The 21,680-nt window shown below is 64.7% G+C and carries 32 protein-coding genes, 2 tRNA genes and 1 pseudogene; 14 read left to right on the top strand and 21 right to left on the bottom strand.

Annotated features, from left to right (window positions below; genetic code table 11):
• The first annotated feature begins 36 nt into the window (after window positions 1-36).
• From ASF94_RS02685 to ASF94_RS02700, 4 genes are all read left to right on the top strand, one after another.
• Window positions 37-309 carry an HU family DNA-binding protein gene (locus ASF94_RS02685; RefSeq protein WP_007858657.1) on the top strand — a complete coding sequence of 91 codons (273 nt, stop codon included), beginning with the start codon at window positions 37-39 and terminating at the stop codon, window positions 307-309.
• 16 nt (window positions 310-325) lie between these two features.
• A tRNA-Val gene (locus ASF94_RS02690) sits at window positions 326-401 on the top strand.
• 61 nt (window positions 402-462) lie between these two features.
• Complete coding sequence (locus ASF94_RS02695) at window positions 463-2,370, top strand: SurA N-terminal domain-containing protein (protein ID WP_056661189.1); 1,908 nt, start codon at window positions 463-465, stop codon at window positions 2,368-2,370.
• 64 nt (window positions 2,371-2,434) lie between these two features.
• Window positions 2,435-2,510 (top strand) — tRNA-His (locus ASF94_RS02700).
• Between the two features lie 67 nt (window positions 2,511-2,577).
• On the opposite strand, the gene ASF94_RS02705 is transcribed toward ASF94_RS02700, so the two are convergent.
• From ASF94_RS02705 to ASF94_RS21670, 9 genes and pseudogenes are all read right to left on the bottom strand, one after another.
• Entirely contained in the window at window positions 2,578-3,609 is a 1,032-nt protein-coding gene (locus ASF94_RS02705; RefSeq protein WP_056661192.1) for a tyrosine-type recombinase/integrase, read from the bottom strand.
• Entirely contained in the window at window positions 3,606-3,863 is a 258-nt protein-coding gene (locus ASF94_RS02710) for a DUF4224 domain-containing protein (RefSeq protein ID WP_056661195.1), read from the bottom strand. The genes ASF94_RS02705 and ASF94_RS02710 overlap by 4 nt, the downstream gene beginning before the upstream one ends.
• Before the next feature lie 25 nt (window positions 3,864-3,888).
• A complete protein-coding gene (locus ASF94_RS02715; RefSeq protein WP_056661198.1) occupies window positions 3,889-4,071 on the bottom strand; it encodes a hypothetical protein in 183 nt (60 codons plus the stop codon).
• Window positions 4,068-4,316, bottom strand: a complete 249-nt coding sequence (locus tag ASF94_RS02720) for a hypothetical protein (protein ID WP_056661201.1) — start codon at window positions 4,314-4,316, stop codon at window positions 4,068-4,070. Before ASF94_RS02720 ends, ASF94_RS02715 begins: the two co-directional genes overlap by 4 nt.
• Complete coding sequence (locus tag ASF94_RS02725; protein WP_056661204.1) at window positions 4,313-5,188, bottom strand: hypothetical protein; 876 nt, start codon at window positions 5,186-5,188, stop codon at window positions 4,313-4,315. The genes ASF94_RS02720 and ASF94_RS02725 overlap by 4 nt, the downstream gene beginning before the upstream one ends.
• Complete coding sequence (locus ASF94_RS02730; RefSeq protein WP_200932999.1) at window positions 5,185-5,733, bottom strand: hypothetical protein; 549 nt, start codon at window positions 5,731-5,733, stop codon at window positions 5,185-5,187. Before ASF94_RS02730 ends, ASF94_RS02725 begins: the two co-directional genes overlap by 4 nt.
• On the bottom strand, window positions 5,726-6,139 hold the full coding sequence (locus tag ASF94_RS02735) for a hypothetical protein (protein WP_056661210.1): 414 nt from the start codon (window positions 6,137-6,139) through the stop codon (window positions 5,726-5,728). Before ASF94_RS02735 ends, ASF94_RS02730 begins: the two co-directional genes overlap by 8 nt.
• Window positions 6,132-6,335: a hypothetical protein gene (locus ASF94_RS02740; RefSeq protein WP_056661213.1), complete on the bottom strand. Its 204-nt coding sequence runs from the start codon at window positions 6,333-6,335 to the stop codon at window positions 6,132-6,134. Before ASF94_RS02740 ends, ASF94_RS02735 begins: the two co-directional genes overlap by 8 nt.
• Before the next feature lie 1,590 nt (window positions 6,336-7,925).
• Window positions 7,926-8,680, bottom strand: a pseudogene (locus ASF94_RS21670) (DNA cytosine methyltransferase); the annotation flags it as partial.
• 110 nt (window positions 8,681-8,790) lie between these two features.
• On the opposite strand from ASF94_RS21670, the gene ASF94_RS21065 reads away from it, so the two are divergent.
• A complete protein-coding gene (locus ASF94_RS21065; RefSeq protein WP_156382398.1) occupies window positions 8,791-9,450 on the top strand; it encodes a hypothetical protein in 660 nt (219 codons plus the stop codon).
• Between the two features lie 79 nt (window positions 9,451-9,529).
• On the opposite strand, the gene ASF94_RS02750 is transcribed toward ASF94_RS21065, so the two are convergent.
• From ASF94_RS02750 to ASF94_RS02775, 6 genes are all read right to left on the bottom strand, one after another.
• Window positions 9,530-10,024: a single-stranded DNA-binding protein gene (locus ASF94_RS02750; protein ID WP_082492940.1), complete on the bottom strand. Its 495-nt coding sequence runs from the start codon at window positions 10,022-10,024 to the stop codon at window positions 9,530-9,532.
• 12 nt (window positions 10,025-10,036) lie between these two features.
• A complete protein-coding gene (locus ASF94_RS02755; protein ID WP_056661219.1) occupies window positions 10,037-10,684 on the bottom strand; it encodes a lambda exonuclease family protein in 648 nt (215 codons plus the stop codon).
• Window positions 10,681-11,454 (bottom strand): ERF family protein, encoded by a 774-nt coding sequence (locus ASF94_RS02760; protein ID WP_082492941.1) that lies wholly within the window; start codon window positions 11,452-11,454, stop codon window positions 10,681-10,683. The genes ASF94_RS02755 and ASF94_RS02760 overlap by 4 nt, the downstream gene beginning before the upstream one ends.
• 111 nt (window positions 11,455-11,565) lie before the next feature.
• Complete coding sequence (locus ASF94_RS02765) at window positions 11,566-11,766, bottom strand: hypothetical protein (protein WP_056661221.1); 201 nt, start codon at window positions 11,764-11,766, stop codon at window positions 11,566-11,568.
• 10 nt (window positions 11,767-11,776) lie between these two features.
• Window positions 11,777-11,980, bottom strand: coding sequence for a hypothetical protein (locus ASF94_RS02770; RefSeq protein WP_056661225.1), 204 nt, complete (start codon window positions 11,978-11,980; stop codon window positions 11,777-11,779).
• The gene (locus tag ASF94_RS02775) at window positions 11,977-12,165 is read right to left on the bottom strand and encodes a hypothetical protein (RefSeq protein ID WP_056661227.1); all 189 of its coding nucleotides are present in this window, start codon (window positions 12,163-12,165) and stop codon (window positions 11,977-11,979) included. Before ASF94_RS02775 ends, ASF94_RS02770 begins: the two co-directional genes overlap by 4 nt.
• 366 nt (window positions 12,166-12,531) lie before the next feature.
• Here ASF94_RS02775 and ASF94_RS21070 point away from each other — a divergent pair, with 366 nt between their 5' ends.
• A complete protein-coding gene (locus tag ASF94_RS21070) occupies window positions 12,532-12,687 on the top strand; it encodes a hypothetical protein (RefSeq protein ID WP_156382399.1) in 156 nt (51 codons plus the stop codon).
• Window positions 12,688-13,665: 978 nt separating this feature from the next.
• Here ASF94_RS21070 and ASF94_RS02780 read toward each other — a convergent pair.
• The 6 genes from ASF94_RS02780 to ASF94_RS02795 all read right to left on the bottom strand — a co-directional run bounded on the left by ASF94_RS02780 (window position 13,666) and on the right by ASF94_RS02795 (window position 18,027).
• The gene (locus tag ASF94_RS02780) at window positions 13,666-14,106 is read right to left on the bottom strand and encodes a hypothetical protein (protein ID WP_056661230.1); all 441 of its coding nucleotides are present in this window, start codon (window positions 14,104-14,106) and stop codon (window positions 13,666-13,668) included.
• A 42-nt stretch (window positions 14,107-14,148) separates the two neighbouring features.
• Window positions 14,149-14,361 (bottom strand): hypothetical protein, encoded by a 213-nt coding sequence (locus tag ASF94_RS21075; protein WP_156382400.1) that lies wholly within the window; start codon window positions 14,359-14,361, stop codon window positions 14,149-14,151.
• Between the two features lies 1 nt (window position 14,362).
• Window positions 14,363-14,692, bottom strand: a complete 330-nt coding sequence (locus ASF94_RS02785) for a hypothetical protein (protein ID WP_156382401.1) — start codon at window positions 14,690-14,692, stop codon at window positions 14,363-14,365.
• Window positions 14,693-15,196: 504 nt separating this feature from the next.
• Window positions 15,197-16,342: a RelA/SpoT domain-containing protein gene (locus ASF94_RS20605; RefSeq protein WP_156382402.1), complete on the bottom strand. Its 1,146-nt coding sequence runs from the start codon at window positions 16,340-16,342 to the stop codon at window positions 15,197-15,199.
• Window positions 16,343-16,759: 417 nt separating this feature from the next.
• Window positions 16,760-17,293: a hypothetical protein gene (locus ASF94_RS02790; protein ID WP_056661236.1), complete on the bottom strand. Its 534-nt coding sequence runs from the start codon at window positions 17,291-17,293 to the stop codon at window positions 16,760-16,762.
• Window positions 17,294-17,304: 11 nt separating this feature from the next.
• A complete protein-coding gene (locus ASF94_RS02795) occupies window positions 17,305-18,027 on the bottom strand; it encodes a S24 family peptidase (protein ID WP_056661239.1) in 723 nt (240 codons plus the stop codon).
• Between the two features lie 73 nt (window positions 18,028-18,100).
• On the opposite strand from ASF94_RS02795, the gene ASF94_RS02800 reads away from it, so the two are divergent.
• The 8 genes from ASF94_RS02800 to ASF94_RS21860 all read left to right on the top strand — a co-directional run bounded on the left by ASF94_RS02800 (window position 18,101) and on the right by ASF94_RS21860 (window position 21,667).
• The gene (locus tag ASF94_RS02800) at window positions 18,101-18,328 is read left to right on the top strand and encodes a hypothetical protein (RefSeq protein WP_056661241.1); all 228 of its coding nucleotides are present in this window, start codon (window positions 18,101-18,103) and stop codon (window positions 18,326-18,328) included.
• A complete protein-coding gene (locus ASF94_RS21080; RefSeq protein ID WP_156382403.1) occupies window positions 18,321-18,704 on the top strand; it encodes a hypothetical protein in 384 nt (127 codons plus the stop codon). Before ASF94_RS02800 ends, ASF94_RS21080 begins: the two co-directional genes overlap by 8 nt.
• Window positions 18,705-19,166: 462 nt before the next feature.
• Window positions 19,167-19,361: a hypothetical protein gene (locus ASF94_RS02810; protein ID WP_056661247.1), complete on the top strand. Its 195-nt coding sequence runs from the start codon at window positions 19,167-19,169 to the stop codon at window positions 19,359-19,361.
• A 34-nt stretch (window positions 19,362-19,395) separates the two neighbouring features.
• The gene (locus ASF94_RS02815) at window positions 19,396-19,674 is read left to right on the top strand and encodes a hypothetical protein (RefSeq protein ID WP_056661250.1); all 279 of its coding nucleotides are present in this window, start codon (window positions 19,396-19,398) and stop codon (window positions 19,672-19,674) included.
• A complete protein-coding gene (locus ASF94_RS02820; RefSeq protein WP_156382404.1) occupies window positions 19,671-20,417 on the top strand; it encodes a helix-turn-helix domain-containing protein in 747 nt (248 codons plus the stop codon). The genes ASF94_RS02815 and ASF94_RS02820 overlap by 4 nt, the downstream gene beginning before the upstream one ends.
• On the top strand, window positions 20,414-20,959 hold the full coding sequence (locus ASF94_RS02825; RefSeq protein ID WP_056661254.1) for a hypothetical protein: 546 nt from the start codon (window positions 20,414-20,416) through the stop codon (window positions 20,957-20,959). Before ASF94_RS02820 ends, ASF94_RS02825 begins: the two co-directional genes overlap by 4 nt.
• 292 nt (window positions 20,960-21,251) lie before the next feature.
• The gene (locus ASF94_RS02830) at window positions 21,252-21,539 is read left to right on the top strand and encodes a hypothetical protein (protein WP_156382405.1); all 288 of its coding nucleotides are present in this window, start codon (window positions 21,252-21,254) and stop codon (window positions 21,537-21,539) included.
• On the top strand, window positions 21,536-21,667 hold the full coding sequence (locus ASF94_RS21860) for a hypothetical protein (protein WP_255355202.1): 132 nt from the start codon (window positions 21,536-21,538) through the stop codon (window positions 21,665-21,667). Before ASF94_RS02830 ends, ASF94_RS21860 begins: the two co-directional genes overlap by 4 nt.
• The last annotated feature ends 13 nt before the right edge of the window (window positions 21,668-21,680 follow it).

A 21,680-nucleotide genomic window follows, 5' to 3' on the forward strand; every position in this document is an offset into this window, starting at 1 on the left:
AGACATTCCACCCACTCCTTTCCCGAGAGGCTTCTTGTGAATAAAACTGAACTGATCGAGCACATTGCCAACAACGCCGATATCTCCAAGGCCGCCGCTGCACGCGCGCTGGAGTCCACCATCGAAGCGGTCAAGAAGACCCTGAAGAAAGGTGGCACGGTGTCGCTCGTCGGATTCGGTACGTTCGCCGTGGGCAAGCGCGCAGCCCGTACGGGCCGCAATCCCCGCACCGGTGATACGATTAAGATCAAGGCTGCTAAAGTTCCGAAGTTCCGTCCAGGCAAGGCATTGAAGGATGCCCTGAACTGATGGGTAGTTTCCGGTGGGGTGCTTAGCTCAGTCGGTAGAGCGGCGCCCTTACAAGGCGTAGGTCGGCGGTTCGACCCCGTCAGCACCCACCACCACCCCTGAAAAGGCGAACGAAAGTTCGCCTTTTCTTTTGCCGCCATTGAAAGATCGATTATGTTCGAATCCATCCGCAAGCACTCCAAGATTGTGATGATCCTGCTGTTCTTGCTGATCATTCCTTCGTTTGTGCTTGTGGGTATCGACCACAACTACTTCTCCGAGAAGAGCCCGGTCGTCGCACGCGTGGACGGCCATGACATCACGCAAGCCGACTGGGACAATGCCCACCGGGCCGAGTCCGACCGCATCCGCGCGCAGTCGCCCCAGATCGACGGCAAGCTGCTCGACTCGCCCGCTGCGCGTTACGCAACGCTCGAGCGCATGGTCCGCGACCGGGTGTTGCAGACGGCGGCCAAGAAGCTGCACCTCGGCGCCAGCGATGCCCGCCTGGCCCGCGAACTGCAGAACATCCCTGCCATTGCCAGCCTCAAGCGACCGGACGGCAGCCTCGACGGCGAGGCCTATCGTGCATTGGTTGGTGCCCAAGGCCTGACGCCGGAAGGATTCGAAGCCCGCGTGCGCAACGACATCTCGGTGAACCAGGTGATGGGCCCGGTCATCTCGTCGTCTTTCGTCAGCAAGGCCGAGTCCCAGCTGGCGCTGGACTCCCTCTACCAGCGTAGAGAAGCCCAGGTGGTGCGGTTCAACCCGGCCGACTTTGCGGGCAAGGTGAGCCCGAGCGACAGCGATCTGCAGGCCTACTACCAGTCGCACACGGCGCGCTTTCAGCAGCCAGAGCAGGCAACGGCCGAGTACGTGGTGCTGGACCTCGACGCAGTCCGCGCCGGCGTCACGCTGAGCGAAGACGACCTGCGCACCTATTACAAGGAGAACCTGGCGCGTCTGGCCGGCAAGGAAGAACGCAAGGCCAGCCACATCCTGATCAATGCCCCCAAGGACGCGCCCGCCGCCGACCGCGAGAAGGCCAAGGCCCGTGCCACCGAGCTGCTGGCGCAGCTGCGCAAATCTCCCGGCAGCTTTGCCGAACTGGCCAAGAAGGAATCGCAGGATCCAGGGTCTGCGGCTTCGGGCGGTGATCTGGGCTTCTTCGGTCGCGGTGCGATGGTCAAGCCTTTCGAGGACGCCGCATTTGCGTTGAAGAAGGGCGAGATCAGCGACGTGGTGGAAAGCGACTTCGGCTACCACATCATCCAGTTGACCGATGTGAAAACACCGCGCCAGCCCACGTTTGAAGAGTCACGTCCCTCGCTGGAAGCCGAGCTGAAGCAGCAGCAAGCCCAGCGCAAGTTCGCCGAAGTCGCCGAGGCCTTCGCCAACGGTGTCTACGAGCAGTCCGACAGCCTGCAGCCCGTCGCCGACAAGCTGAAGCTGAAGGTGCAGACGGCCAGCGACGTGACCCGCACGCCCCAGCCGGGCGCCAAGGGCCCGCTCGCCAGCGCCCGATTCCTGGAAGCGCTGTTCCAGCCCGACTCGCTGCAGAACAAGCGCAACACCGAGGCCGTCGAGATCGCGCCGAGCACCATGGCTGCCGGCCGTATCACCGCCTATTCGCCCGCGCAGACACTGCCCTTCGACAAGGTGCGCAGCCAGGTGCGTGAGCAATACGTGGCGGAGAAATCGGCTGAACTGGCGCGCAAGGAAGGCGAGGCCAAGCTGGCGGCCTGGAAGGCTACGCCGTCGACGGCCACCGGCCTGACGCCGCCGCTCGTGTTCTCGCGGGACCAGCCGCAAGGGCAACCCCGTGCCCTGGTGGACGCCGTGCTGCACGCTCCGGTCGACCCGCTGCCTTCATGGTCCGGCGTGGATCTGGGCGCCTTGGGTTACGCCGTGGTGAAGCTCGATCGCGTGCTGGATCGCCCCCCTGTGGATGCCGCCACCGCCCAGCAACAGCACCAGCAGTTCCAGCAGTCGTGGGGCTCGGCAGAAGCGCTGGCGTACTACGAGTTCCTGAAGCAGCGGTTCGAGGTGCACATCAAGCCTCCACGGCCCGCCGCCGAATGAGTTTTTGAATAATGCGGCGATTTCCTGGAAGCGCCGTTTTTTCTGGCTATAATTCAAATCTACGGTGGCTGTAGCTCAGTTGGTAGAGTCCAGGATTGTGATTCCTGTTGTCGTGGGTTCGAGCCCCATCAGCCACCCCAAGTAAATCAAGGCGCCCCAGCTATCTTATTGATAGCGTGGGGCGTTTCTATTTCCCACGGTGGGAAATCACAGCGCTCTGCGACGGACTTCGCGGCTGCGCTCGTAGACCCCGGCGGTCGTCGCCGGGTCGGCGTGCAGTTCGGGCAGCTCGCCGAATCTCAACTTGAAGTAGGTCGTGTAGTGCGCTCGCAAGTCGTGGAAAGTGAAGCGCTCAGCCACAACTTTTTCAGCGATTGCTGACGCCATCAGGCGTGCCCACATGGCCTTAAACCCCGCCTCTGAGTACGGGTTATTAGTCCTCGGTGCTCGAAACACCGCGCCCATTGGGTTGTATCCAGGCAGGGCGCGCATCCGGTCCAAGACCTCGCGCAAGGCATCGCTGATGCCGACCAGTTCGCGCTTCGTGGCGTTGCCCCGTTGCTTGGCCCGCTGCAGCCGCACGATCTCATCGTCGACCTGCGGCCAATGCAGTTGCAGGAACTCAGCACGCCGGTTGCCGGTAAGGGCAGCGAACTGGGCCATGCTGACCAGTACCACTGCGCTTGGGCCTTGGAGCAGCGCCCACGCCACGAACGGCTCGAACTCGTGCACCTCGACCAATCGAGTGCGTGGTGCTTCACGGTTTCGGCGCACTTCCTTGCAGGGATTGCGGTCGATGTCACCGCGCTCGATGGCAAGGTTGAAAAGGTTCGACAGCACGGCCACCTCGCGGTTTGCGACGATGGGCGCCTCTGCACGGTAGACCCGGAGGTACTTGGCGATGTCCGCCGGCCGGATGGCTGCCACTACCCCGCGCTCCCAGACCTTGGCCAAGCGAGTCCAGTACTCGGCGTACTGCTTGCGCGTGAGTTCGGAGAGCCGCTTGAAGTCGGCAGTGTTGACGTACGCGCGCCAGAGCTCCCCCACCGTGCCGGCGTCGGTCGACCGGCCGTTCAGGTCCAGCACTTTGCGGATCGCATCAGCGCGGTCGGTTCCCAGGTTGATCGGTTTTCCTCGCAACGGGTGGTAGCGATAGGTGACCTTGCCGTCCTTGCGCGGCCGGGCCTCCATCAGCGGCAGCAGGCCGGTCGCCGATTGGCGGTCGCGCGGGCGGCTCATGCGGCGTGGCTCCAGTCAAGGCCGTTGGCAGCTGGGCGCGTCGTGGTCGGCGTGCCCTTGATGTCGTCGCGGATAACCAGCAGGGTGCCGTCGAGTCGCCGGCGGTAGGGTATCCCCACGGCGTCAAGTGCGCGGGCCTGGGCCGCCGGGCGCTCGCGATGGGTCAGTTCTCGCACCTCATCGTCGGCCAAGAAGGGGAGAGGGGTCGTGCTGCTCGCAGTTGCGGGGGGATGGACCGTGGTCATGGTGCTCATGCTGCCTCCAAAAATGAAAGCCCGCTCAAGGCGGGCTGTGGGTCTGTGGGGTTGGGAGCGCGGTGGGCGCGCGGGGCGGGGCGGCTTGGGGTGGCGGGTCGTGCTGCTGGCTGTCGGTGCGGCCGATCACCGTGGGCGACGACTGCAGGGCCAGGCCCAGGCCGTCGAATATGGCGGCGATGGAGAGGGATAGGACGTTCTTTTTCATGCTGCGCCCTCAAGCCGCACGCCGGCGACGCGGGGCTTCAGCCAATACTGGGTGCAGTAGTCGCCTTCGCAGCGTGCACAGTGGGCGCAGTCGCATTCGAGGTCCGTTTCCCACAGCCAGCAGCGGCCGTCTTGGGCAACGAACTCGTGGGGGCCGTCGTGTCCCTCGGGCAGCACGCACCCATACTTGTCTTCCGCAGCCGAATGACCGTCGCTGTGAATGATGGCGCAGGCGACCGCCGTCATGCTGTGCCTTTCTGGCTCTGGGCGGACATGGCGTCCCGGCATGCCTCGTCAGGCGTGTCACCCTGCCCGGACAGCAGCACCTTTCGATTAGGGCTGATGACCGGAGGCATGCACAGCGGCTTGTCCGTGATCCAGGCCATCCAGCCGGTGGCGCGGTGATACGCCAGCTCGAAATAGGCCGACTCATTGCCTTCAAGTTCCTCGGCGTGGCGGGCGATCAGGGCGCGGATCGCATCCGGGGCTGGCGCTTCCCCACCGGGGGTGGCGCCGATCTCGGGTAGGCCATCGGTCAATTCCTGCATCTTCTCCATCATCTGAGGCGTCCATGTCGGGTGACCGGCAAACCGGACGAGCAGGGCATAGGCCGCGTCGTAGACGTACTCTTTGAGGTCGGTCTGCCCCTCCTTGACGGTAAAGCCATGCTGCAGAAACACCTCGCGGATTTGGTCCCGCGTGGCCGGCGCCGCTTGCTCGGTGGTGGGGGCCGGGGCTGCGAGGGCTGCGACGAGTTTGCAGGCCCTTTCGGACGCGCGGCTTTTCACCGCCTCACTGCCTACCAGGGGCCACGCCGCAACGTGGTCAATGATGGCCTTCATATGGTCGTTCGGGGTGCCTTTCGCACCGGGCATGCCGAGGATGTAGCGCACCGTCGAAAAAGCCAAGTCGGCCTCTGCGGCCGCGCCGGGCGGCTCTGCCTGGGTGTGGGCTGGTGCTGCTGCATGGGTGGCGGCGCCATAGCCCAGGCGGATCAGACGGCATTCCTCATCGCTCGGGTTGCCGATCTGGAGAAGGTCGCAAATCTGTTCGTGGTTGGGCAGCGCCTCCGGCACGGCGGCGGGCGGCTGGGTGGGGGATGGGTTGGGGGCGTTCATGATGGTTCCTTGGCAATGAATCCGATACTTCCGTCCAGAATGGCCGCCTTGATGGCGTTGAGTTCGCGGCTATAGACCGTGGCGTCCACATAGACGCGGAGCCCTTCGCGGTAGTCGTGGCCCTTTCGCCGGATGAAGGCTTCGGCGGCATCTCTCGTGAAATGCTGGCAGACGAATTCCCAACGCTCTTCGGCGTGGTACAGGGTCGAGTCGGGGTGAAGGCGTTCGATGGCCTGGGCTGCGTCGTAGCCGTCTGCCTTGAGAAACTCGCCGTCTACGGCTTCGTTCAGTGCGGCCTGCTGATCGGACTCAAGGTCGTTGAAGAACTGGTCGAGCGGTTCGTCGTGCCCATCTGTGTAGATGCGCAGGATGTCGGAAAGCTCATCAGGAACCGTTTGCCACACGCGTTTTTGCACAAGAAACGCTGCATCGGCGGTGTAGTGCCGATCAACGCCTGCCCCCACGCAGTCATGCCTCAGCCGCGCGACGAAGTCGGCCCAAGTGTCAGCGGTCAGCGCTGCCCCGGTTGCCAATGAATCAGCCATTGCTGGCCTCCTTTCTTGCATTGAGGGTGGGAGGGACGGGAAGTGCGTGCATGTGCGTGTAGTCCCAAAGCCGCTTGTGACTCCACGCCTCATGCCAACCTCGACCTTCTGCATCGGGGTGATCCTCGTTCAGCCATACTGCGGCGACGACGCCGAAAGCGTGCTTAAACAGGAGCGCCTCGCCGTCATCGTCGTAGCCCAGCTCCTTGATCGGCACCCACCCATCAGCCAGCGCTGCATTGGGCTGGGGTGCATCCAGCGCAAAGTCCGCGCCGAGCGTGAACGCCTCCGCAAACAGGCGCTCCGATTCCGCGGTGCGCTGCAGGTGCCCGCGGTGGCCGAAGTAGGCGTCGCGCGATGAGGTGATCGCGTCGATCAGGTCTTGGGATGGGGTGGTGTCAGCCATTGGCGACCTCCGGCTTCGTGTAGCGCCCGCCGGGGTGCCGCACGGCGCCGATCCGGCGCAGCACGGGCACGATGGGCGCGCTGTTGTAGGCCCAGTCGCGGCGCACCCGGTATGCGATCTCCGTGGGGCCGATGGGCTCGCTGGCTGCGTTCAGCACAGCCAGCACCTGCTGGTTTCGTTCTTCGGTGGTTGCCATGCGGCCTCCAGAGGGTTTGTGCCCCGGGTGGGGCGGGGATCAGGCGGCGGCCATCCAGGCCGTCTCGTGGGAGAAGTTCGATCGCACCAGCGCTTCAGACATCGGAGGGCTGACGCTGTTGCCGCACATCCGCACCTGGGCGGTGGTGCTCAGCGGGATGCGCGGCACGGCCAGCGGCGAGTCCGTGGCCTGCTTGCCATCCGCGAAGAGCAGGGCAGGGTCGGGAATCTCCTGGAACTGGTAGCCGGCCGGAAAGCCCTGCGCCAGATACAGCTCGCGCGGCTTCAGCATGCGCAGCGTGATGTCCACCAGCACCCACCACTGGCCCGCGTGATGCATCAGCACCATGTCGGCCGGACTTGCGGGCGCGCTCGGCGTGCTCGGGCGCCAGCGCAGCGGCCGGCATCTGCACGGTCTGCACCAGGCCCAAGCGGTCCTTGCTGGTGATGGTGGATGCAGGGGCGTGAACCGTGTGGTGGTTCTCGCCCATGCCGTAGTACTTCACCATGTAGGCATTGATCAGCCGCTGGTTGCTGCCGGCGGCGGTGATCGTGGACATCGGCGCATCCGCCGCGCGGCCGTCGCCGTCGTAGAAGCCGCCGTTGGCCTGCTCCAGGCAGGCGGCCACCAGTGCGCTTGTGGCGCCGCTGGCCGTCACGGTGTTGAGCGGCATCTCGATGCTGCGGATGCCATGGCTGAAGCGCTTGGTGCCGCACTTGCCCTCGCCGTGGCCCATGTCCACCAGGTGGGCCGCTACCAGCGCCTGCTCGCCGCGGTGAGCGCCTGTCACGGTGCGCAGCGGCTCGCGCGGGTCGTGCCCGCTGCGCTCGCCGTGGTGAGTCAGGTGCGTCAAGTGAGCCGCCACGACCGCCGACTTCACGCCGCCTGCCACCACAGTGCCCAGCGGCTGCTCGATTGACTGCGCGCGCGGATCCTGGCCGGGCCTTTCGCCGTAGCCCACCGTCACGAGGTGCGCGCCTACGAGGCCCTGCGTGATACCGGTGCTGGGTCGCTTCGGCGCGCCGCCGGCCGTGATCGTCGGTAGCGGCGCATCCACCGCACTCCCCACGCTGCCGGTGTTGAACTTGGTGATGTGCGCCGCTACCAAGGCGTGGTGCGTGCCGCCGGCGGACACTGTGGACAGTGGCTGCTCCACGCTGTGCCCGATCAGGTGCTGCTCGGACGTGCCGCGCAGCGGGGCCAGCGTGGGAGCCACCACGGAGAAGTGGCCGCCCTTCACCTGCGCGCACTGTGTCCGCATGGGCTCATCGGCGGGCATCGTGCGCTGGTTGCTGGCGTTCGCGTGCTCGGTCAGGTAGGGCGTCAGGATCGGCTGGGCCACGCAGCTGTCGGCCTTGGCCGTGATGGTCTGCGCCGGGCTATTCACGCTGCGCGCTGGGCTCTGGCCCATCCGGCCGCCCACGCCCACGATGAACGGGCTGGCGCTGCTGAGCACATGGCGCATCAGGCCCTTCGCCACGCGGCGCATGGTGTTGTCCACCAGCGGGCGCTTGCGGCCGAACACGCTCTCTGCGGGCAGCTCGAAGTCGATGCACTCGGCCGCCGTGCGGTAGGGCGCCAGCTTGCCTNGTGTTGTCCACCAGCGGGCGCTTGCGGCCGAACACGCTCTCTGCGGGCAGCTCGAAGTCGATGCACTCGGCCGCCGTGCGGTAGGGCGCCAGCTTGCCTGCCAGTACGCGGCGGTCGGTGGGCTCGGCATGCGTCTGCTCAGGCCAGGCGATGGGCAGGCCGTCGCGGCGCGCGATCAGGAACAGGCGCTTGCGGATCGTGGGTGCGCCGTGGTCGCAGGCGCGCAGCTCGCGCCAGTCCACCGTGTAGCCGTGGCCGCGCAGCTGGCGCACGAATGACTGGAACGTTTGGCCCTTGCGCGCGGGGTCCGGGCGGGCCAGGCCGTCGGCGCCCACCAGCAGCGGGCCCCAGGTCTGGAATTCCTCGACGTTCTCGAGCATCAGCACGCGCGGCTTGCAGAGCGCCACCCAGCGCATTCCCACCCAGGCCAGGCCTCGGATGTGCTTCGCCACCGGCGTGCCGCCCTTGGCCTTGCTGAAGTGCTTGCAGTCGGGCGACAGCCACACCAGCGCCACCGGCTGGTTGCGGGTGACCTCGATGGGATCCACGTCCCAGACCGACTCGCACAGGTGCTGCGTGTGGGGGTGGTTCAGCGCGTGCATGGCCAGCGCCTCGGGGTCGTGGTTGATGGCGATGTCCACCGGGCGGCCGAATGCGCGCTCCAGACCGGTGCTGGTGCCTCCGCCGCCGGCGAAGTTGTCAACGATCAGCTCGCCGGGGAAGGCGAGGGGCAGGGTGAAGGCGTCACGCTTCATGCGGGCTCCTGAAATGAGAAAGCCCGCAATGCGGGCCGGGGGGGTGAGAAATCAATTCGCCGCCCCGACTGTCGGGGCGATACCATCGCGCCTTCACTACAGGGGCCGAAATGCTGGGGAATGTGATTTGCCGGAACGCGGCCGCTGTCGCGCTATCTGTCGCCTGCGCAGGAGCTGCGCACGCAGCAGTCGTCTATGACACTTCGGCCGCACCCGGCGCCATCAGCGGCTACACCGCGAGTGGAAATTTGCAACTCGCGGCTAAGATCACCCTCGACACAGCCGCGGTCGTGGATTTGTTGACTCTCCAGCTGTTTGAATTCGTCGTGCCTTCGGTGATCTCGGTGCGGGTTTGCGCCGACGGTCTCAACGGGGCTCAGCCTGATCTGACCAACTGCACAGCTTTCCGACAAATTGAGCCGCTGCCCCGAAGTGGCGGTAGCTATGGCCGGACGCGCTTCGTCGGCGAGCGGACTTTTTCTCCGGGTGTGCCCGGCTGGGTCGTCCTGAGCGCCTCTTCGGGCGGAGCAGCTTGGGCATTCACCTCGGTAGTGGCGCCGGGGAATGCTTATGTAACAGACCCATCTGGTTCGCCTGCCTGGCAGCCCAGGCCCGCGAACTTACTACTGCGCCTGGAGACGGACGCCGCAGCTGCCGCTTTGGCTTCACTGCGGCCGACACCGGTCCCAGGTATCGGCATGCCAGGCCTGTTGGCGTTGTCGGCCGCTCTGGCGCTTGCCGGCATCGCCGCTTCAAGGCGGCGCGCCTGAGCCTTCTTAGGCGTGGCTGGGAATGTTCCGAACCGCCCGCGCTGGGGCGGGTAGGTCAGGGGCTATCTGCCGGGGTGGGTTACAGCACCAGGTGTGCACCTCGGTAGCTGAGCGGGTCGCGGAAGGGAATGTCGCCCTCGTCCATGTCGTCAAATCCCGATGAGGCGCGCGGCGCCGGTGCTGGGGCTCGGGGCGCTGGAGCAGGCCGGCGTGCGGCAGGCGCCGTCGCCGGAGCGCGCTGCGAGTCGTCGGGCACGCCGCCGCGGGTGAACTCGATGTTCGCCACGCGGCCTACCAGCTTGACACCCTGGCCGCCGTCGCGCTTCTCGTAGGTCTCGACGTGCAGATCCTCGATGTGCATGAGGAACTGAGCGCCCTTGACCAGCCATTGCTGCAGCTTCGGCCCGCGGTCACCCCAGAGCGCGGCGTCGATCCACTGCGTGGGCTGCTTGCCGCTCTGGTCCTTGCGCCCGTAGTTGTAGGCCAGGGCCAATCCGGCTACGTCGTCGCCGCCTTGCGTGGCGCGCAACTCGGCGTCTCGACCCAGCGTGAAGAGTCCAATGAGGGTTGCCATGTGTCGTGATCCTTATGCGGCCTGCTTGGCCTGTTCGTCGTTGGTGGCCAGCGCGGCGCGCAGCGTGTCTTCGTAGCCCTTCACCAGCCGCGCGAACGCCAGCAGGTCGGCCTCGAGCGCCTCGATGGCGTCCTCGTCGCGCGTGATGCGCTTGATGACCATGTGGTTCAGGTCGGGCACCCACAGCACGAGATCCACCCACTGGCGGCCCAGCAGCCAGAGGTAGCCCAGGCACTGGTCCATGTACGCGGAGACATCGCCCTCGGCAACGGCGGTGAAAAGCGTGTCGCTGCTGACCATCGTCTTGATCTCCAGCACGCCGTCGTCATCGATCAGGCCATCCGGGCTCAGGCCGTAGAGGCCGTCTTCCGTGGTGAAGAAGCCCACCTCGTCCACCAGGTTGCCGGTGCGGCGCTCGTACGCCAACCGGGCCAGCGGCTCCTGCTCCGTGCCGGAACGCATTGCGGCGTTCTGGAACTTCGCCGGGGCGCGGCCGCCCACGCGCTCGCGCGCCGTGTCCATGGCGTAGGCCAGGCAGTTCTTCGATGGCCCGCCCTTCGCCAGCTTCTCGCGGCAGTCCTTGAAGCGCGACCCGGTGATGCAGCCCTTGCGCGCGGCCAGCCAGGCCTCGGAGCCCTGTTCGTGGTTGTGGTGGATCATTGCTTGGCTCCTTGCTGGTCGGCGGCCTTGGCAGCCTTCTTCAGGGCGTAGCTCTCGGGCTCAAGCGCTTCGCGGTCGGCAGGCGAGAGACTCTTGATGTGCGCGCTCAGGGAGGCCCAACCGCCCATGGCCGCCTCGCGCGCGGCGGTGATGAGCGCTAGGGGCACGGTGGCGGCGGGCGTGTTGCCGTCGGTGTCGTCTCCGCCTTCGGCCACGCCGCAGATGGCCTTGAGGGTGTAGCGCTCCAGGTAGCTCTTCGTGCTGGCCCGGGCCTGCAGCGGGTTCTTCGCGCCGCCCGCGTCCGGCGGACCGCCCATGCTGACCGTTTCGGAATGGCCGCCCACGTGCTTCAGCGTGCACGTCACCTCCAGCCAGTCCTTTTCGTCGCGTGTCAGCTTCCACGAGGTGCTGAGCCCGTGGCGAGAGAGGGCCGGCGTCACCGCGTCCACCACGTCGTGCAGTTCGGCGTATTCCTTGCCGCGCAGTGGGCCGTCCGTTACCTTGCGGCCCTTCACGATGCGCACGGCCTCGGCCTTGAAAGCGGCGAACGCAGAGTTGTAGGCCTTCTCGGCTTCCTTGCGCTCCCAGCGGTCCTGCAGGTCCATCATCTTCTCGACCTGCTCCAGGCTGGCGCCCTGGTTCATCGCGGCCATCATCATGGCGGCGGGGGAGTTGGCAGCCAGTGCGCCCTGGTGCTGAGTTGCCAGTGGCTGCGCAGCGCGCGGGGCCGTCTCAAGCTCCAGCACTTCGGTGTCGGTTGCTGTGGTCATGTGATCCTCAATGTGGTGGTGGCAGGAATGCGGTGATGACGCCGGCCGCGAAGCCAGCGGCGGCGAAGCAAGCGAGCGTCAAGGCTGCGAGCTGGATGGTGCGGAGGATGGTCAACGGGACAGCTCCGCGACTTGCTGCAGAAACTCCTGGCGGGCCTGCGCGCGGGCGGCGACAGGCGCAGCTTCGACTTCTTCCGCTACGGCCTGGGCAGTCTCCAGTTCGTCAGGGCCGTCCAGCAGGTGGCTTGTGCCCAGAAGGAGCGCCACGGCAAGTGCTGCGGACCAGAGCTTGATGTTCTCGATGGGTGGCATGTTCGATCCTTCAGGTGGTGGCCCGGAAGAGGGCGATGCGCGCCCGGAGCTGGGCGGCGGGTGTGTCGGTGCAGCCGGCGAGAGCGGCTTCGGCCTCTGCCAGCAGTGCGCGGGCGGCGTCGAGGCTCTTGGCCTCACGCTGCGCGCGCTGGCTGGCGCGGATGACTGCGGGCGACGGCAGCGACCAGGTGCGGCGGGTGACGTCGGCTGTCATCCGCCCATCCCAGGCTGCGCCGCAGCGCGGATCTGCAGGTTCAGCGCCACGCTGTCGCGGATGCCCTCGCGGTGCTGCATGTGCTCGATGTCGGCCTGCGCTCGGTGGTCTTCGTCTGCCGGTGTGCCAGGCGCGATCCACACGCGGTGCAGATCGGTGCGGCGGACGGTGGGGTGCTGGTTCATGGTTCTCCCTGCATGAAAAAAGCCACCTCGGTGGGCGGCCTGGTGGGTCAGTGGGATTCGTTCGCCGAGATGGCGTCGGGCCAGGGGATGCCTGACGCGACCGCTGTAGCGACTCGCTCACGCCCCATTGCCGTCATCGTTGGGTGCGTGTGGAGGCAGCAGTCCGCGGCTTCCTCGAAGGATTCAGCGCGCGCAAGACAGATAGGGCACTGCATCGGCTGACTGCCGCCGGCTGTCGGATGGCAATCTGCTGCGTCTGCCTCTTCGCGGTAGACGGACCGGCAGGCCGAGCATCGAAAGCGCTCGTAGACATCCGGCCTGCAGCAGCTCCTTGCGTCGTCCTCGTCGTCATGCGACTCATCGCATATGCTGCAGACCCAGACCATTTCGGTGGGGCCTTCGCAGGTCGCCAACATGTTCGGGCCGTCAGTGTTGAGCTGGGCCAACCGGGTGAAGAAGCCAGCAGAAGCCATTGCGCGCTCCAATGAAAAAGCCCGCATGCGGCGGGCTGGTGTGGTGTAGAAAGACCGCTGCCCCGAAGGGCAGCCGCCGCAGGGTTCGTGGTCCTGCAGCGGCGCGGTGAAGGGCGGCTCTAAGCGGAGACGCCGAAATAGGTGCAGGGCTTCCACCTGCTGCGCTCACGGCCAGGAACTCCCGACCCGCTCTTGATGGTGGCCGGTGCTGATCTCCGGCTTGCTTCCGCGTGCGGTGGGTCCGATCCCCGCGTGCGCCCGCCAAGGTTGATACGCACGTCGTTTGGCTGGGGGTTGCCTGTTTCCCGGTTTTTGATTGAAGGCCGGCACCTTCTTTGCCGTGGGCGGTGTCCCGCTGTGGCCGCTTCCAGTCCCCTAGACACTTGCGCATCAGCCTGCGCATTCACCATCACATCGGCACACTGCGAGACTCCCCGCCCTCGGTTGCTATCCGAGCCTGACGGTTCGACGCGGCATTGCTGCGCGCAGCTGATCAGGCTGCGCCAGTGGGCCGATGTGATGGCCCTCCAAAGAGGGCATTCATTCGCGAACTGATCCCGGCCCAGCTCGCTTGCTTGCCTCCACCCTCGGGCTAGATGGGCGTGCACCTCGGCGGGCACTCAGCTACGGGATTCCTTCGCTGCCATCAGTCGTTGCCGTCATCGCTTACCAGTCGGAGCTGGGGTGGCGATGGGTGAAGTTTAGCCATCACGCAACTAACAGTCAAGCGATCGCTAAACTGATTCGGTAAAATTTCTCCACGCCCCTTGGGCGAAGGAGCAACAATGGAACGAGCGGGCGAAAAAAATCCCACGCGGTGGTGGGCAGGGTGGGCAGGGTGGGCCGGACGCCGGGCGGAGCGCGTGCGGATGCGGCGGCTTTCGGAGCGTGGCGAGTGGGGCTACGTGCCGCCCGGCTGCGTCGTCATGTCGCGCCGCAGCTATCGCATCATCGGCGCGGGCCTCTGCGTGGTGCTGCTGACCAACATGGTCATCCTCGCCGGCCAGTGGCCGTCCGTGTGGGCCCCCTACTTGGCGACCCAGTCCAGGACCACGGGCACCGCTGCAATGACCCCGCCGACTGCAGCGACCAGCGCCACCCAGTAGTTCCGGTCCTTCCACCATGCGGGCCGTTCGAAGGCGGCGGCCTGCCGCCTGAGCAGTTCAGCGTTGATGGCCATCTTCGCGCCATCGTCAAGCACTCCGTCCTCAGGCATCTTCTCGCGCGTCAGGTAGCGCATCAGCTCGTCATCCGGCATTTGGCGAATCCGCTCGACCCTCAACGAGTAGATCTGCGGCGGAGCCGGCGGCGAAGGCGGGTGGACAAAAGCAGGTGGGCGCGGGAAGGAGAAGTCTTCCTCGGCGGCTTTCGCCCGGCGCGGGCGGTACTGCTCCGGAAGCTCGTCCGTGCCAGCCAAGTCAGCAAGCTGCTGGATGCTGAGCCGCTTCTGGGGTGTCTCGTTTGCCATCGATGCCTCCTGATGGGCATCGATTCTCGCAGGGCGGCTGCTTCAGAACGGCGCCTGCGACACGGTGACGCTGGCTGGCCCCAGCCCTGACCAGATCAGCGAGCCGCTCGAGCGCTCGCGCACCTCGAACCAGCCCGGCTGCACCTGGCGCAGCTCGTACTCGGCGGCCGGCAGCGGCAGGATCGCCACGGACGGGAATGGCCCGCCCCATGAGGGCATGGTGAGCAGGGTGGGGTGGTCTGGTGGGCAGTTCATGTCATCGCTTCCAGTCGGGAGCGTCCGGGTGGGCCGCCAGCCACTTGGCGCTGGAGGTCGGCTCGTCCGGCGAGCTTTCCTCGATGGGAAGCCGCCTCACCCACTTGGAGGGATCGAAGGGCGCCAGGGGCGGCGCGTCCATGCTCATGCAAGGGCGAACCAGCCAGAGCTGCTGGTATTCGGCGCAGCGCTTGTCCTCGGGTGTGGTCTTGATCACGTACCCCCTGAACAGGAGCGCGTCGCCCACGACATCCACGACCTCGGGGTCGAACAAGTGCAGCGTAGGCACGGGCGTGGTGCCCCAGTCCGTCAGAAGCTCAGCGCTCCGCATGGACCGCCGGGACGCCATGACCCGGCCCCCATGCTGCTCGAAGACCATCCGCCCGCGGATTGGCGCCGGCCATTCGCCGGGGCGCAGCCGGATGCCATCAAGGCGGAGGGTAGTGACTTCGCAGAACACTGTTCAAATATACAGTGTTTGCAGTCCGCGGGTCCTACCTTTCGCGTGACACGTCGGTTTTAGAGTGAGCCACCTACAGGAGTTGTCATGACCGACCAACCGGCAATCGCTCCGACCAGCCGCCCATGAGAGATCGGTCTCGACTGCCTGGATGAGGTTCGCTAATAGATGAGCGGCTTTAGCGCCGCGCGAAAAGATCTGCTGGTCGGGGTGCGGGCGCGGGCACATCGCGAGAGGCTATGAAGCGCTGAAAAACCCTAGGTGCGCGAAAACCGAGTTGCTCAAACTGTTGCCAAGAAACCCGTTTCAAATCTGTCGCGCTTGCAGATTGTCTCTTGACTCGGGCTAATTTCGCAGTGAGTTTGATGCCGTTCACTACGCACCGCTTGTTACTAAACGTTCAAGCTCAGCCAGAAATGTGGTCGTATCCAAAAAGTAGTTTGGGTATGCTCGTTCTAGTGATGCTATGGAGTCGACCGAAACTAGCACCGCTTCAGAACCTGGGGTGTTAGCGATGCGCGCTTCCTCACTAACATATTTTTCTGAAGCCTCAACAAGCTGTGTCTTTTTGAAGCCCGTCACGCGCATTTGATGTTTAGATGGCTCCAAGGTAAGCAAATAGTAATGGTCCCCCTTTTTGAGCCCATCTTTTGCCACTCGAATTGCCTGCTGGTACATCGTTAGGACGGACCTGACATTCAATCTCGCCTCAATGTCGCGGATCTCGGCATTCAAACTTTTTTCTTCAAGCGGCGTACCCGGCACCATTGCAGGGCATCTTTCTTTGATTGCAAAGGCGCTGCCCATCAAAGAGAAAAACCGAAGCCATTGAGCCTCACCCATGCTTGATTTCAAAGCCTGCTGAAGGAACGTTCCCACCGTTTCCACAGCGGTTGCCCAGGTGTGCTGAAGTCTCGTCCGAATCTGCATTTCTACGAAAAGTCCGTTATAAACTGACGGGCCTTCGCGGTCGCTGTTGTACCGATAGATCATATGCACGCCGCGGTAACCAGATTCTTTTGGGTTGTTGATGTAGTCGTCCAATGAATCCAGCTTGTGCTTGATATCGCTTGTTGTATATTTTTCTACCAACCGCTCCACGTTTTTAACACTGCTCAAAATCGCTCGACATCCGCCTATATCTTGCATTTGAGACATTCGCATGCGTGGAAATCGTGCTAATTTGGCTTCGATCGACGACATTCTCTTAATTCGCTGAGCAACCAACCGACTGCCGTCAATATCTTGAGATTTTTTTCGCAGTGTTACTTGGAAAGTGTTGAGCGGAAAATTATGTGCTGCACGCCAATTGTTTACAATCACCAAGGCGCTCGTGTCTCCACCACCATCGTTAGCGCCAGGATTGACGAGCATTTTTGCGGCTCGATCGATCTGACCTTTCGAATAGATTGGTTTTGCCCATTCCATAGCGGCTCCTCGGGATAAAAAAAATCCGCCAATCACAACGATGGGCGGATGATTCGCCGGGATTCCACCGGCGTCAGTGCTTAAGTCAAGCACCTACCAGCGATCATGCCTTAAAACAAGTTCGAAGGCAACAACTGTCAACGGCTGATAACACGTTGGACGGAGGAGAGACAGCTGGGCGGTAAGAAGACAGCGGTGGATTAGCCGCCGGACCGACGCTACGTTCCGTGCCTCCCAACTATTCCCCCTCCGCCACCTCGCACGCCCTCGCCAACAGCACCATTAGCGCCCCCGCTGCGCTCGCCCCCACGACCCACCTCACGCGATTCCTGTGCGCCACCTCGGCCGACTGCTTGGGCGTGGCCGGCGGCGGCGGGCGCCAGTCCGCACAGGCGCTCCGCACTTGGGGCACTCGTCCGCCAGCTCGTCCACGTCCGCTTCGCAGTTTGTGCAGGCGTAGGTGGCCATGAGTGGGCGGCGCTCAAGCGCAGGGGTGGGATTGGGCGGAGGTCAGCGCCTAGCGCCCACTCTCAGGCACTGGCCGTCAAGTGATTGCGGCGGCACTCGGGACGCGTCTTTTTTGATGGTGGAAAGCTTTTCGAAAGGCCTTCCAGGCCGGGTGCGGAGTTCCCGTGATTCATCCACGCCCAACCCGACCCAACTGCCGTCTTGGAGAGCGAAATGGTAGACGTCCAAGACTTTCATTGCCGGCCCTTCCGGGTTCAACACCAACGCTTGCGCCTCGGCTTCGGAGGCGGCCGTCGCCCCCAGCGTGAGGTACGAAACTCTGAGCACGCCTTCGAGCGGCGACACGAGGGAATCCGTCTTCTTGACGTCGAAGCTGGTTTGCAGATCGCTCCGAGAGGTTTTCCTCCAGTTCCCATCTGGCGACTGGGAGACGATGCCGTCTGTGGCAGGAAAGAGAGCGGAGCACCGCTCCACGATCACCTTGAAGGCTGCGAGCGCTTCGGCGTCGGAGGGGTTGCGGGCAGTTGCGGCCCCGGCAACGCCGGCAACCAGTACAGCCAACAGAATTTTCTTCATCTACCTCTCCTTCAAAGCTTCGCGCCCATCCACACGGCCTGGCCAATCACTTGGTGCCCGTTGCCAAAAGGGAAATCCGGGTATCTCTTCTTGTCTGTGTTGTCAGATCTGGCGATCCAGCGACCGTCCTCTTGAACCACTCGCTTGACGACAGGACCTTCGCCGTCCACAAACACGAAGATCTTATTCTTCACCGGGTCCTTGATCTTCGTGTTGACCAGCACGACGCTCCCGTCCCAGACAGAACAACCCATGCTCTCGCCGGTGACGTTGAGGATCACCCCCTCTTCGTTCTTGTAGATGCCACAGTCGCGTAGGAAGTCGCTTCGGAAGGACAGGCCGCCGATCGCCTCGACCTCGCCATGCGGTCGGCCCTCCCCGGCGGCAACGCGGACATCCAGCCAAGGGATCTCCATCGACTTTTCCCCAACGCCTGCAGAAAACTGGCTGCCAGCTTTCTGGTTCGTCGCGCCCGGGTAAGGCTGGTCTACAGGGATGCCAAGAGCCTTTGACTCTTTCGGAGTGGGCCAGGAGTTGTTGAACCAGGCGCGCGGCAGGCCAATCCGCTCAGCCCATTCGAAGCCTGCGTCTTCTGCGAATGGCTGCGAGCCGAGGACTTGCGACAAACGGCTCTTGGAAACCCATTCGTGGGCGTCCATGAACCGCTTGCGCTCGTCGCCGTAATCCGTCTTGATGAGGTGGGCCAGCCGGGCCTTGCGGTGGTCGTCGCGCATGTTTAGCGGAAGATAAACTATTGAGGTTTAGCGATCGCTTGACCTATGGTTGCGTGATGGCTAAACTAAGGCCATGAACTTCAAAACTTGGCTTGGACAAGAGCGGGGGCGGACCAAAGCGCTGTCCTCTCACCTCGGCGTGTCGCTCGCACGGGTGAGCCAGATGAGCGGCGATGGTGTGCCCGTGCATCACATGCCCGCAGTCCGGGATTTCACCAGTGGCGAAGTCTCCATCGAAGAGATGGTTGAAGAGCGCGCAAGCGCTCGCTCCGCCCCCGCCAAGGAGGTGAGCCATGGCTAAGGTCGAGACGTCCCGCATGTTTGCGCTGGCCCTCGCCGAGGCCTTGGGCCTGCAGACGGATCGGCTCATGAGCTTTTCCGTTGATGCAGGTGGCGAGACAGGGAGTCCGGTCGTTCTCATCCGGGCGGTGTATGTCGCACCTCGGGGCGCCGGCGAGGCCGCGGCGACCCATGTGCGCAGCTTCAATCTGATTCCTGGCCCGCAGACGTGCCAGGAAGGCGAGAACGTGGATAGATCAGAGTCCCTGAAGACGGGATTCGAAACGATCCATCGTCCAGCTTCTCCAGCTCTTCCTCGCCAAGCTGACACCACCGCGCAGACACCTGCCACTCCTCCCAGCCATTGCGGAGGCTGTGAATGCGGAACTCCTTCCTGAACGGCTTCACGGGGTACGTGTTGCCTTCCAAGTCGCTCATCACCACGGTCCCCCGCTGGACCGTTCTCGTCTCCGTATTGCTCATGTCTGCCCCTTTCGTTGGCGTGGTTGGTTGCACTTCCATTCTCCAGCGTCTGAGGGCAGGCACCCATCCCCACCGCCCGGCCTGAGGCCGCGCACCCCACCAACCCCAACCCCTCATCTCGAAAGCCCAAACCATGTACGCCGATCCGGCCCACATCCGCAACGAACGTGTGAACTGCAGCTTCAGCCAAACGGAGAAGCGCGCTCTGGACGCCATCGCGGAGCTGAACGGGTGCCAGCCATCCGCCTTCATGCGCAGGCTGTTTCGTGAGTACGTGGAGCGGACTGGTCATGAGCTGAATTCTTCCGCGCCTGTCTCCGCAATGCCAGGGACGCACTAGCCCCTGACGCGTTCCGACTGCGTTACTGAAGCCCCCTGTGAGCGATCACAAGCCTACCCCCACGCCTCTGGAGCTCAGCGCTGCAGACGCCGCCGTCGCCGACCAGTACGCGGCGAAGTGGGGCTGCACGCGCGACGAGGCCGTCACGCGGATGGTGGCCGAGCAGCTGCGCCACCTCTACGCCCAGCCGCGCCGCGCCCCCGCCCGCGTGCTCCCTTTCCCCAAGCGCTGACCGTTTCCGTAACGGAAAAAGCACGGAGTCGTCCATGAACACCGCCCATCTCGTGCGCGCCCACGATCCGCTCAGCAGCGTGCTGGCGGCCGAGCGCACCCCTCAATTTGCCGGTGGCCACTGCGCCCGCATTCTGGCCGCATTGCGCAGCCATCCCGCCACCGCCCATGAACTGCAGGCCACCACCGGATTGACCGTGGTGCAGATTGACCGCCGGCTGCCCGACCTGCTGAAGGCCGGCCAGGCCCGCGTGGTTCAGTTGGGCGGCGATGACCTGATGCGCGGCGGCGCGCGGGTGTGGGAGGCGGCGTGAGCGTCCGCGTCATGACAGCGGTGTTCGACCGCTACCCGAACGGCGGCGGCGAGATGCTGACCGCGCTGGCTCTGGCCGACCACGCCAGCGACGACGGCACCCGCGTGTTTCCTGGCATCAAGGCCCTGGCCGAGAAGACGCGCCAGTCCGAACGCACGATCCAGTACCAGCTGCGCCGCATGGAGGAATCTGGCTGGCTGATCCTTGTCAGCGCCGGCAACGGTGGCCGCTCGATGACCAGCGAGTACCGCATTTCGCTCGATTGGATAAAGGGTGCAGAAATTGCACCCATTCAAAAGGGTGCAAGTGACGACGAAAAGGGTGCAACCGGCGACACGAAAGGGTGCAAACCAGCGCAGGAAAGGGTGCAACCCGTTGCACCCGCAAATAACCGTCATAGAACCATCAGTGAACCATCACTGAATCGTCCCGCCGCTGCCGCGCCGGCCAAGCCAAGCCGCGGAACCACGGTGCCATCCGACTTCGCTCCAGACCAGACTGCCGTGGGCATCGCTGCCGAAACCGGTGTGGACCTGCAGGCTGAGCTGGCGAACTTCCTCGACCACCACGCCGCACGCGGCACGGTCTTCAAGGACTGGCAGGCGGGCTTCCGCACCTGGCTTCGCAACGCCGTGAAGTTCGGCCAGCAGCGGGGGCAGGGCGCAGCAGCCCAGCGCGGCCAACAGGGCCAGCACCGATACGCCGCCGCGGCGGCAACGATCTACAAAGGGGTGAACCTGTGAACGACGTCTCCACCCTGGCGCACGACGCCATCCACCAAGCCGGCCAGCAGCCGCGCGCACGCCGCGAGGCATCGTCCACCACCCGCAAGCTGTTCGTGCTGCTGCACGGCTCCTACGGCAACCTGTTCCTGTCGAAGTTCGCCACCGGCGAGAAGTCCGATGCCGGCGGCGACAAGGGCGTGGCCGCTGCAATGCTGGTGTGGGACGCGGCCCTGGCGAAGTTCGCGCCCGATGTGGTCGAGGCCGCCGCGCACCGCCTGATGGCCGAACACCTCGAGTTCGCGCCCAACCTGCCGCAGTTCGTGAAAACCTGCGAGGCCGCCACGCCGCGCAAGACCTACGCCGAAGAGAACAACCTGCCGCGCCTGCCGGCCCCGGTGGCCGCGCCGCGCGCGCCGGTGGACTTCGAGGCGAAGAGCGACTGCAAGAACTGGGCGCGCTCGATCATGGCCCGCGACCAGGCTGGCGAAAAGATCAAGCCCTTCACGCTGCAGGCCGCGCGCCAGGCGCTGGGCATGGAAGGAAAGATGAAATGGCACTGAGCGATGACATGTCAAACCTGCGCCCACTGGTCGCCCAAAGCCAACCCCGCCATGGCGCGGCACGGCCTCGCACCGTGTGCCCTGGGCAAGCACTGGACCACGCTGCCACCGCAGCACGCCTGCCCGAAGCACCGGCCTGCGCCGGCGGATGTGCAGGCTGCCCGCGTGACGTGGCTGGAAAGGCTGCGCTGATAGAGGTGGACGAGGACGGCCGGCCGCACCAGCGTCGCGCCGCCGCGTCTGAGGTCATTCACACCACCGAGCGCGAGTGGTTCAACGTGGGGGAGCGGGTATGAACTGCAAGCCTGGGGATCTGGCAGTAACGCACGGGATGCCAATGGATAACGGCCTGATCGTGGAGGTGCTGCAATCTGTCGACAACCGGGGGTGGGAATACCTCGGGCCATGCTGGATGGTGCGATCCCTGGGCTCGCCATTCCACATGACGCCGACCACGCGGTCTCAGAATGCGGCACTGCCCGACGCTTGCCTGCGCTCCATCCGCGACCCTGGCGGCAACGCCGTGGACGAAACCCTGCAGCGCCTGCCTGCGCCGAAGCGTGAAGAGGTTGCAGCGTGAAGCCCCGCATCCGAATGATCGCCGGGGTGTGGCACTGCGGCCTGCGCGGCGCGCGCGGCAAGCAGCTGGGCGTGGGCTTCACGCCGCTGCAGGCGTACCGCGACTGGTGCGGGGTGCGCAATGGCTGAGCGCATCACCCTC

Source organism: Acidovorax sp. Leaf160, assembly GCF_001424265.1.
Classification (GTDB): Bacteria; Pseudomonadota; Gammaproteobacteria; order Burkholderiales; family Burkholderiaceae_C; genus Paracidovorax.

What these genes read in the sequence shown, in the direction of transcription:
- ASF94_RS02715 (WP_056661198.1), bottom strand. Translation starts at nt 4,071, where the DNA reads ATGAAAAAGAACGTCCTATCCCTCTCCATCGCCGCCATATTCGACGGC.
- ASF94_RS02720 (WP_056661201.1), bottom strand. Translation starts at nt 4,316, where the DNA reads ATGACGGCGGTCGCCTGCGCCATCATTCACAGCGACGGTCATTCGGCT.
- ASF94_RS02725 (WP_056661204.1), bottom strand. Translation starts at nt 5,188, where the DNA reads ATGAACGCCCCCAACCCATCCCCCACCCAGCCGCCCGCCGCCGTGCCG.
- ASF94_RS02705 (WP_056661192.1), bottom strand. Translation starts at nt 3,609, where the DNA reads ATGAGCCGCCCGCGCGACCGCCAATCGGCGACCGGCCTGCTGCCGCTG.
- ASF94_RS02790 (WP_056661236.1), bottom strand. Translation starts at nt 17,293, where the DNA reads ATGAAGAAAATTCTGTTGGCTGTACTGGTTGCCGGCGTTGCCGGGGCC.
- ASF94_RS02775 (WP_056661227.1), bottom strand. Translation starts at nt 12,165, where the DNA reads ATGAACCAGCACCCCACCGTCCGCCGCACCGATCTGCACCGCGTGTGG.
- ASF94_RS02785 (WP_156382401.1), bottom strand. Translation starts at nt 14,692, where the DNA reads ATGCGGAGCGCTGAGCTTCTGACGGACTGGGGCACCACGCCCGTGCCT.
- ASF94_RS02730 (WP_200932999.1), bottom strand. Translation starts at nt 5,733, where the DNA reads ATGGCTGATTCATTGGCAACCGGGGCAGCGCTGACCGCTGACACTTGG.
- ASF94_RS21065 (WP_156382398.1), top strand. Translation starts at nt 8,791, where the DNA reads ATGCTGGGGAATGTGATTTGCCGGAACGCGGCCGCTGTCGCGCTATCT.
- ASF94_RS02830 (WP_156382405.1), top strand. Translation starts at nt 21,252, where the DNA reads ATGAACTGCAAGCCTGGGGATCTGGCAGTAACGCACGGGATGCCAATG.
- ASF94_RS02760 (WP_082492941.1), bottom strand. Translation starts at nt 11,454, where the DNA reads ATGACCACAGCAACCGACACCGAAGTGCTGGAGCTTGAGACGGCCCCG.
- ASF94_RS02755 (WP_056661219.1), bottom strand. Translation starts at nt 10,684, where the DNA reads ATGATCCACCACAACCACGAACAGGGCTCCGAGGCCTGGCTGGCCGCG.
- ASF94_RS02770 (WP_056661225.1), bottom strand. Translation starts at nt 11,980, where the DNA reads ATGACAGCCGACGTCACCCGCCGCACCTGGTCGCTGCCGTCGCCCGCA.
- ASF94_RS02710 (WP_056661195.1), bottom strand. Translation starts at nt 3,863, where the DNA reads ATGAGCACCATGACCACGGTCCATCCCCCCGCAACTGCGAGCAGCACG.
- ASF94_RS02815 (WP_056661250.1), top strand. Translation starts at nt 19,396, where the DNA reads ATGAACACCGCCCATCTCGTGCGCGCCCACGATCCGCTCAGCAGCGTG.
- ASF94_RS21075 (WP_156382400.1), bottom strand. Translation starts at nt 14,361, where the DNA reads ATGAACTGCCCACCAGACCACCCCACCCTGCTCACCATGCCCTCATGG.
- ASF94_RS02765 (WP_056661221.1), bottom strand. Translation starts at nt 11,766, where the DNA reads ATGCCACCCATCGAGAACATCAAGCTCTGGTCCGCAGCACTTGCCGTG.
- ASF94_RS02795 (WP_056661239.1), bottom strand. Translation starts at nt 18,027, where the DNA reads ATGCGCGACGACCACCGCAAGGCCCGGCTGGCCCACCTCATCAAGACG.
- ASF94_RS02740 (WP_056661213.1), bottom strand. Translation starts at nt 6,335, where the DNA reads ATGGCAACCACCGAAGAACGAAACCAGCAGGTGCTGGCTGTGCTGAAC.
- ASF94_RS02800 (WP_056661241.1), top strand. Translation starts at nt 18,101, where the DNA reads ATGAACTTCAAAACTTGGCTTGGACAAGAGCGGGGGCGGACCAAAGCG.
- ASF94_RS21070 (WP_156382399.1), top strand. Translation starts at nt 12,532, where the DNA reads ATGCTGCAGACCCAGACCATTTCGGTGGGGCCTTCGCAGGTCGCCAAC.
- ASF94_RS21080 (WP_156382403.1), top strand. Translation starts at nt 18,321, where the DNA reads ATGGCTAAGGTCGAGACGTCCCGCATGTTTGCGCTGGCCCTCGCCGAG.
- ASF94_RS02695 (WP_056661189.1), top strand. Translation starts at nt 463, where the DNA reads ATGTTCGAATCCATCCGCAAGCACTCCAAGATTGTGATGATCCTGCTG.
- ASF94_RS02780 (WP_056661230.1), bottom strand. Translation starts at nt 14,106, where the DNA reads ATGGCAAACGAGACACCCCAGAAGCGGCTCAGCATCCAGCAGCTTGCT.
- ASF94_RS02750 (WP_082492940.1), bottom strand. Translation starts at nt 10,024, where the DNA reads ATGGCAACCCTCATTGGACTCTTCACGCTGGGTCGAGACGCCGAGTTG.
- ASF94_RS02735 (WP_056661210.1), bottom strand. Translation starts at nt 6,139, where the DNA reads ATGGCTGACACCACCCCATCCCAAGACCTGATCGACGCGATCACCTCA.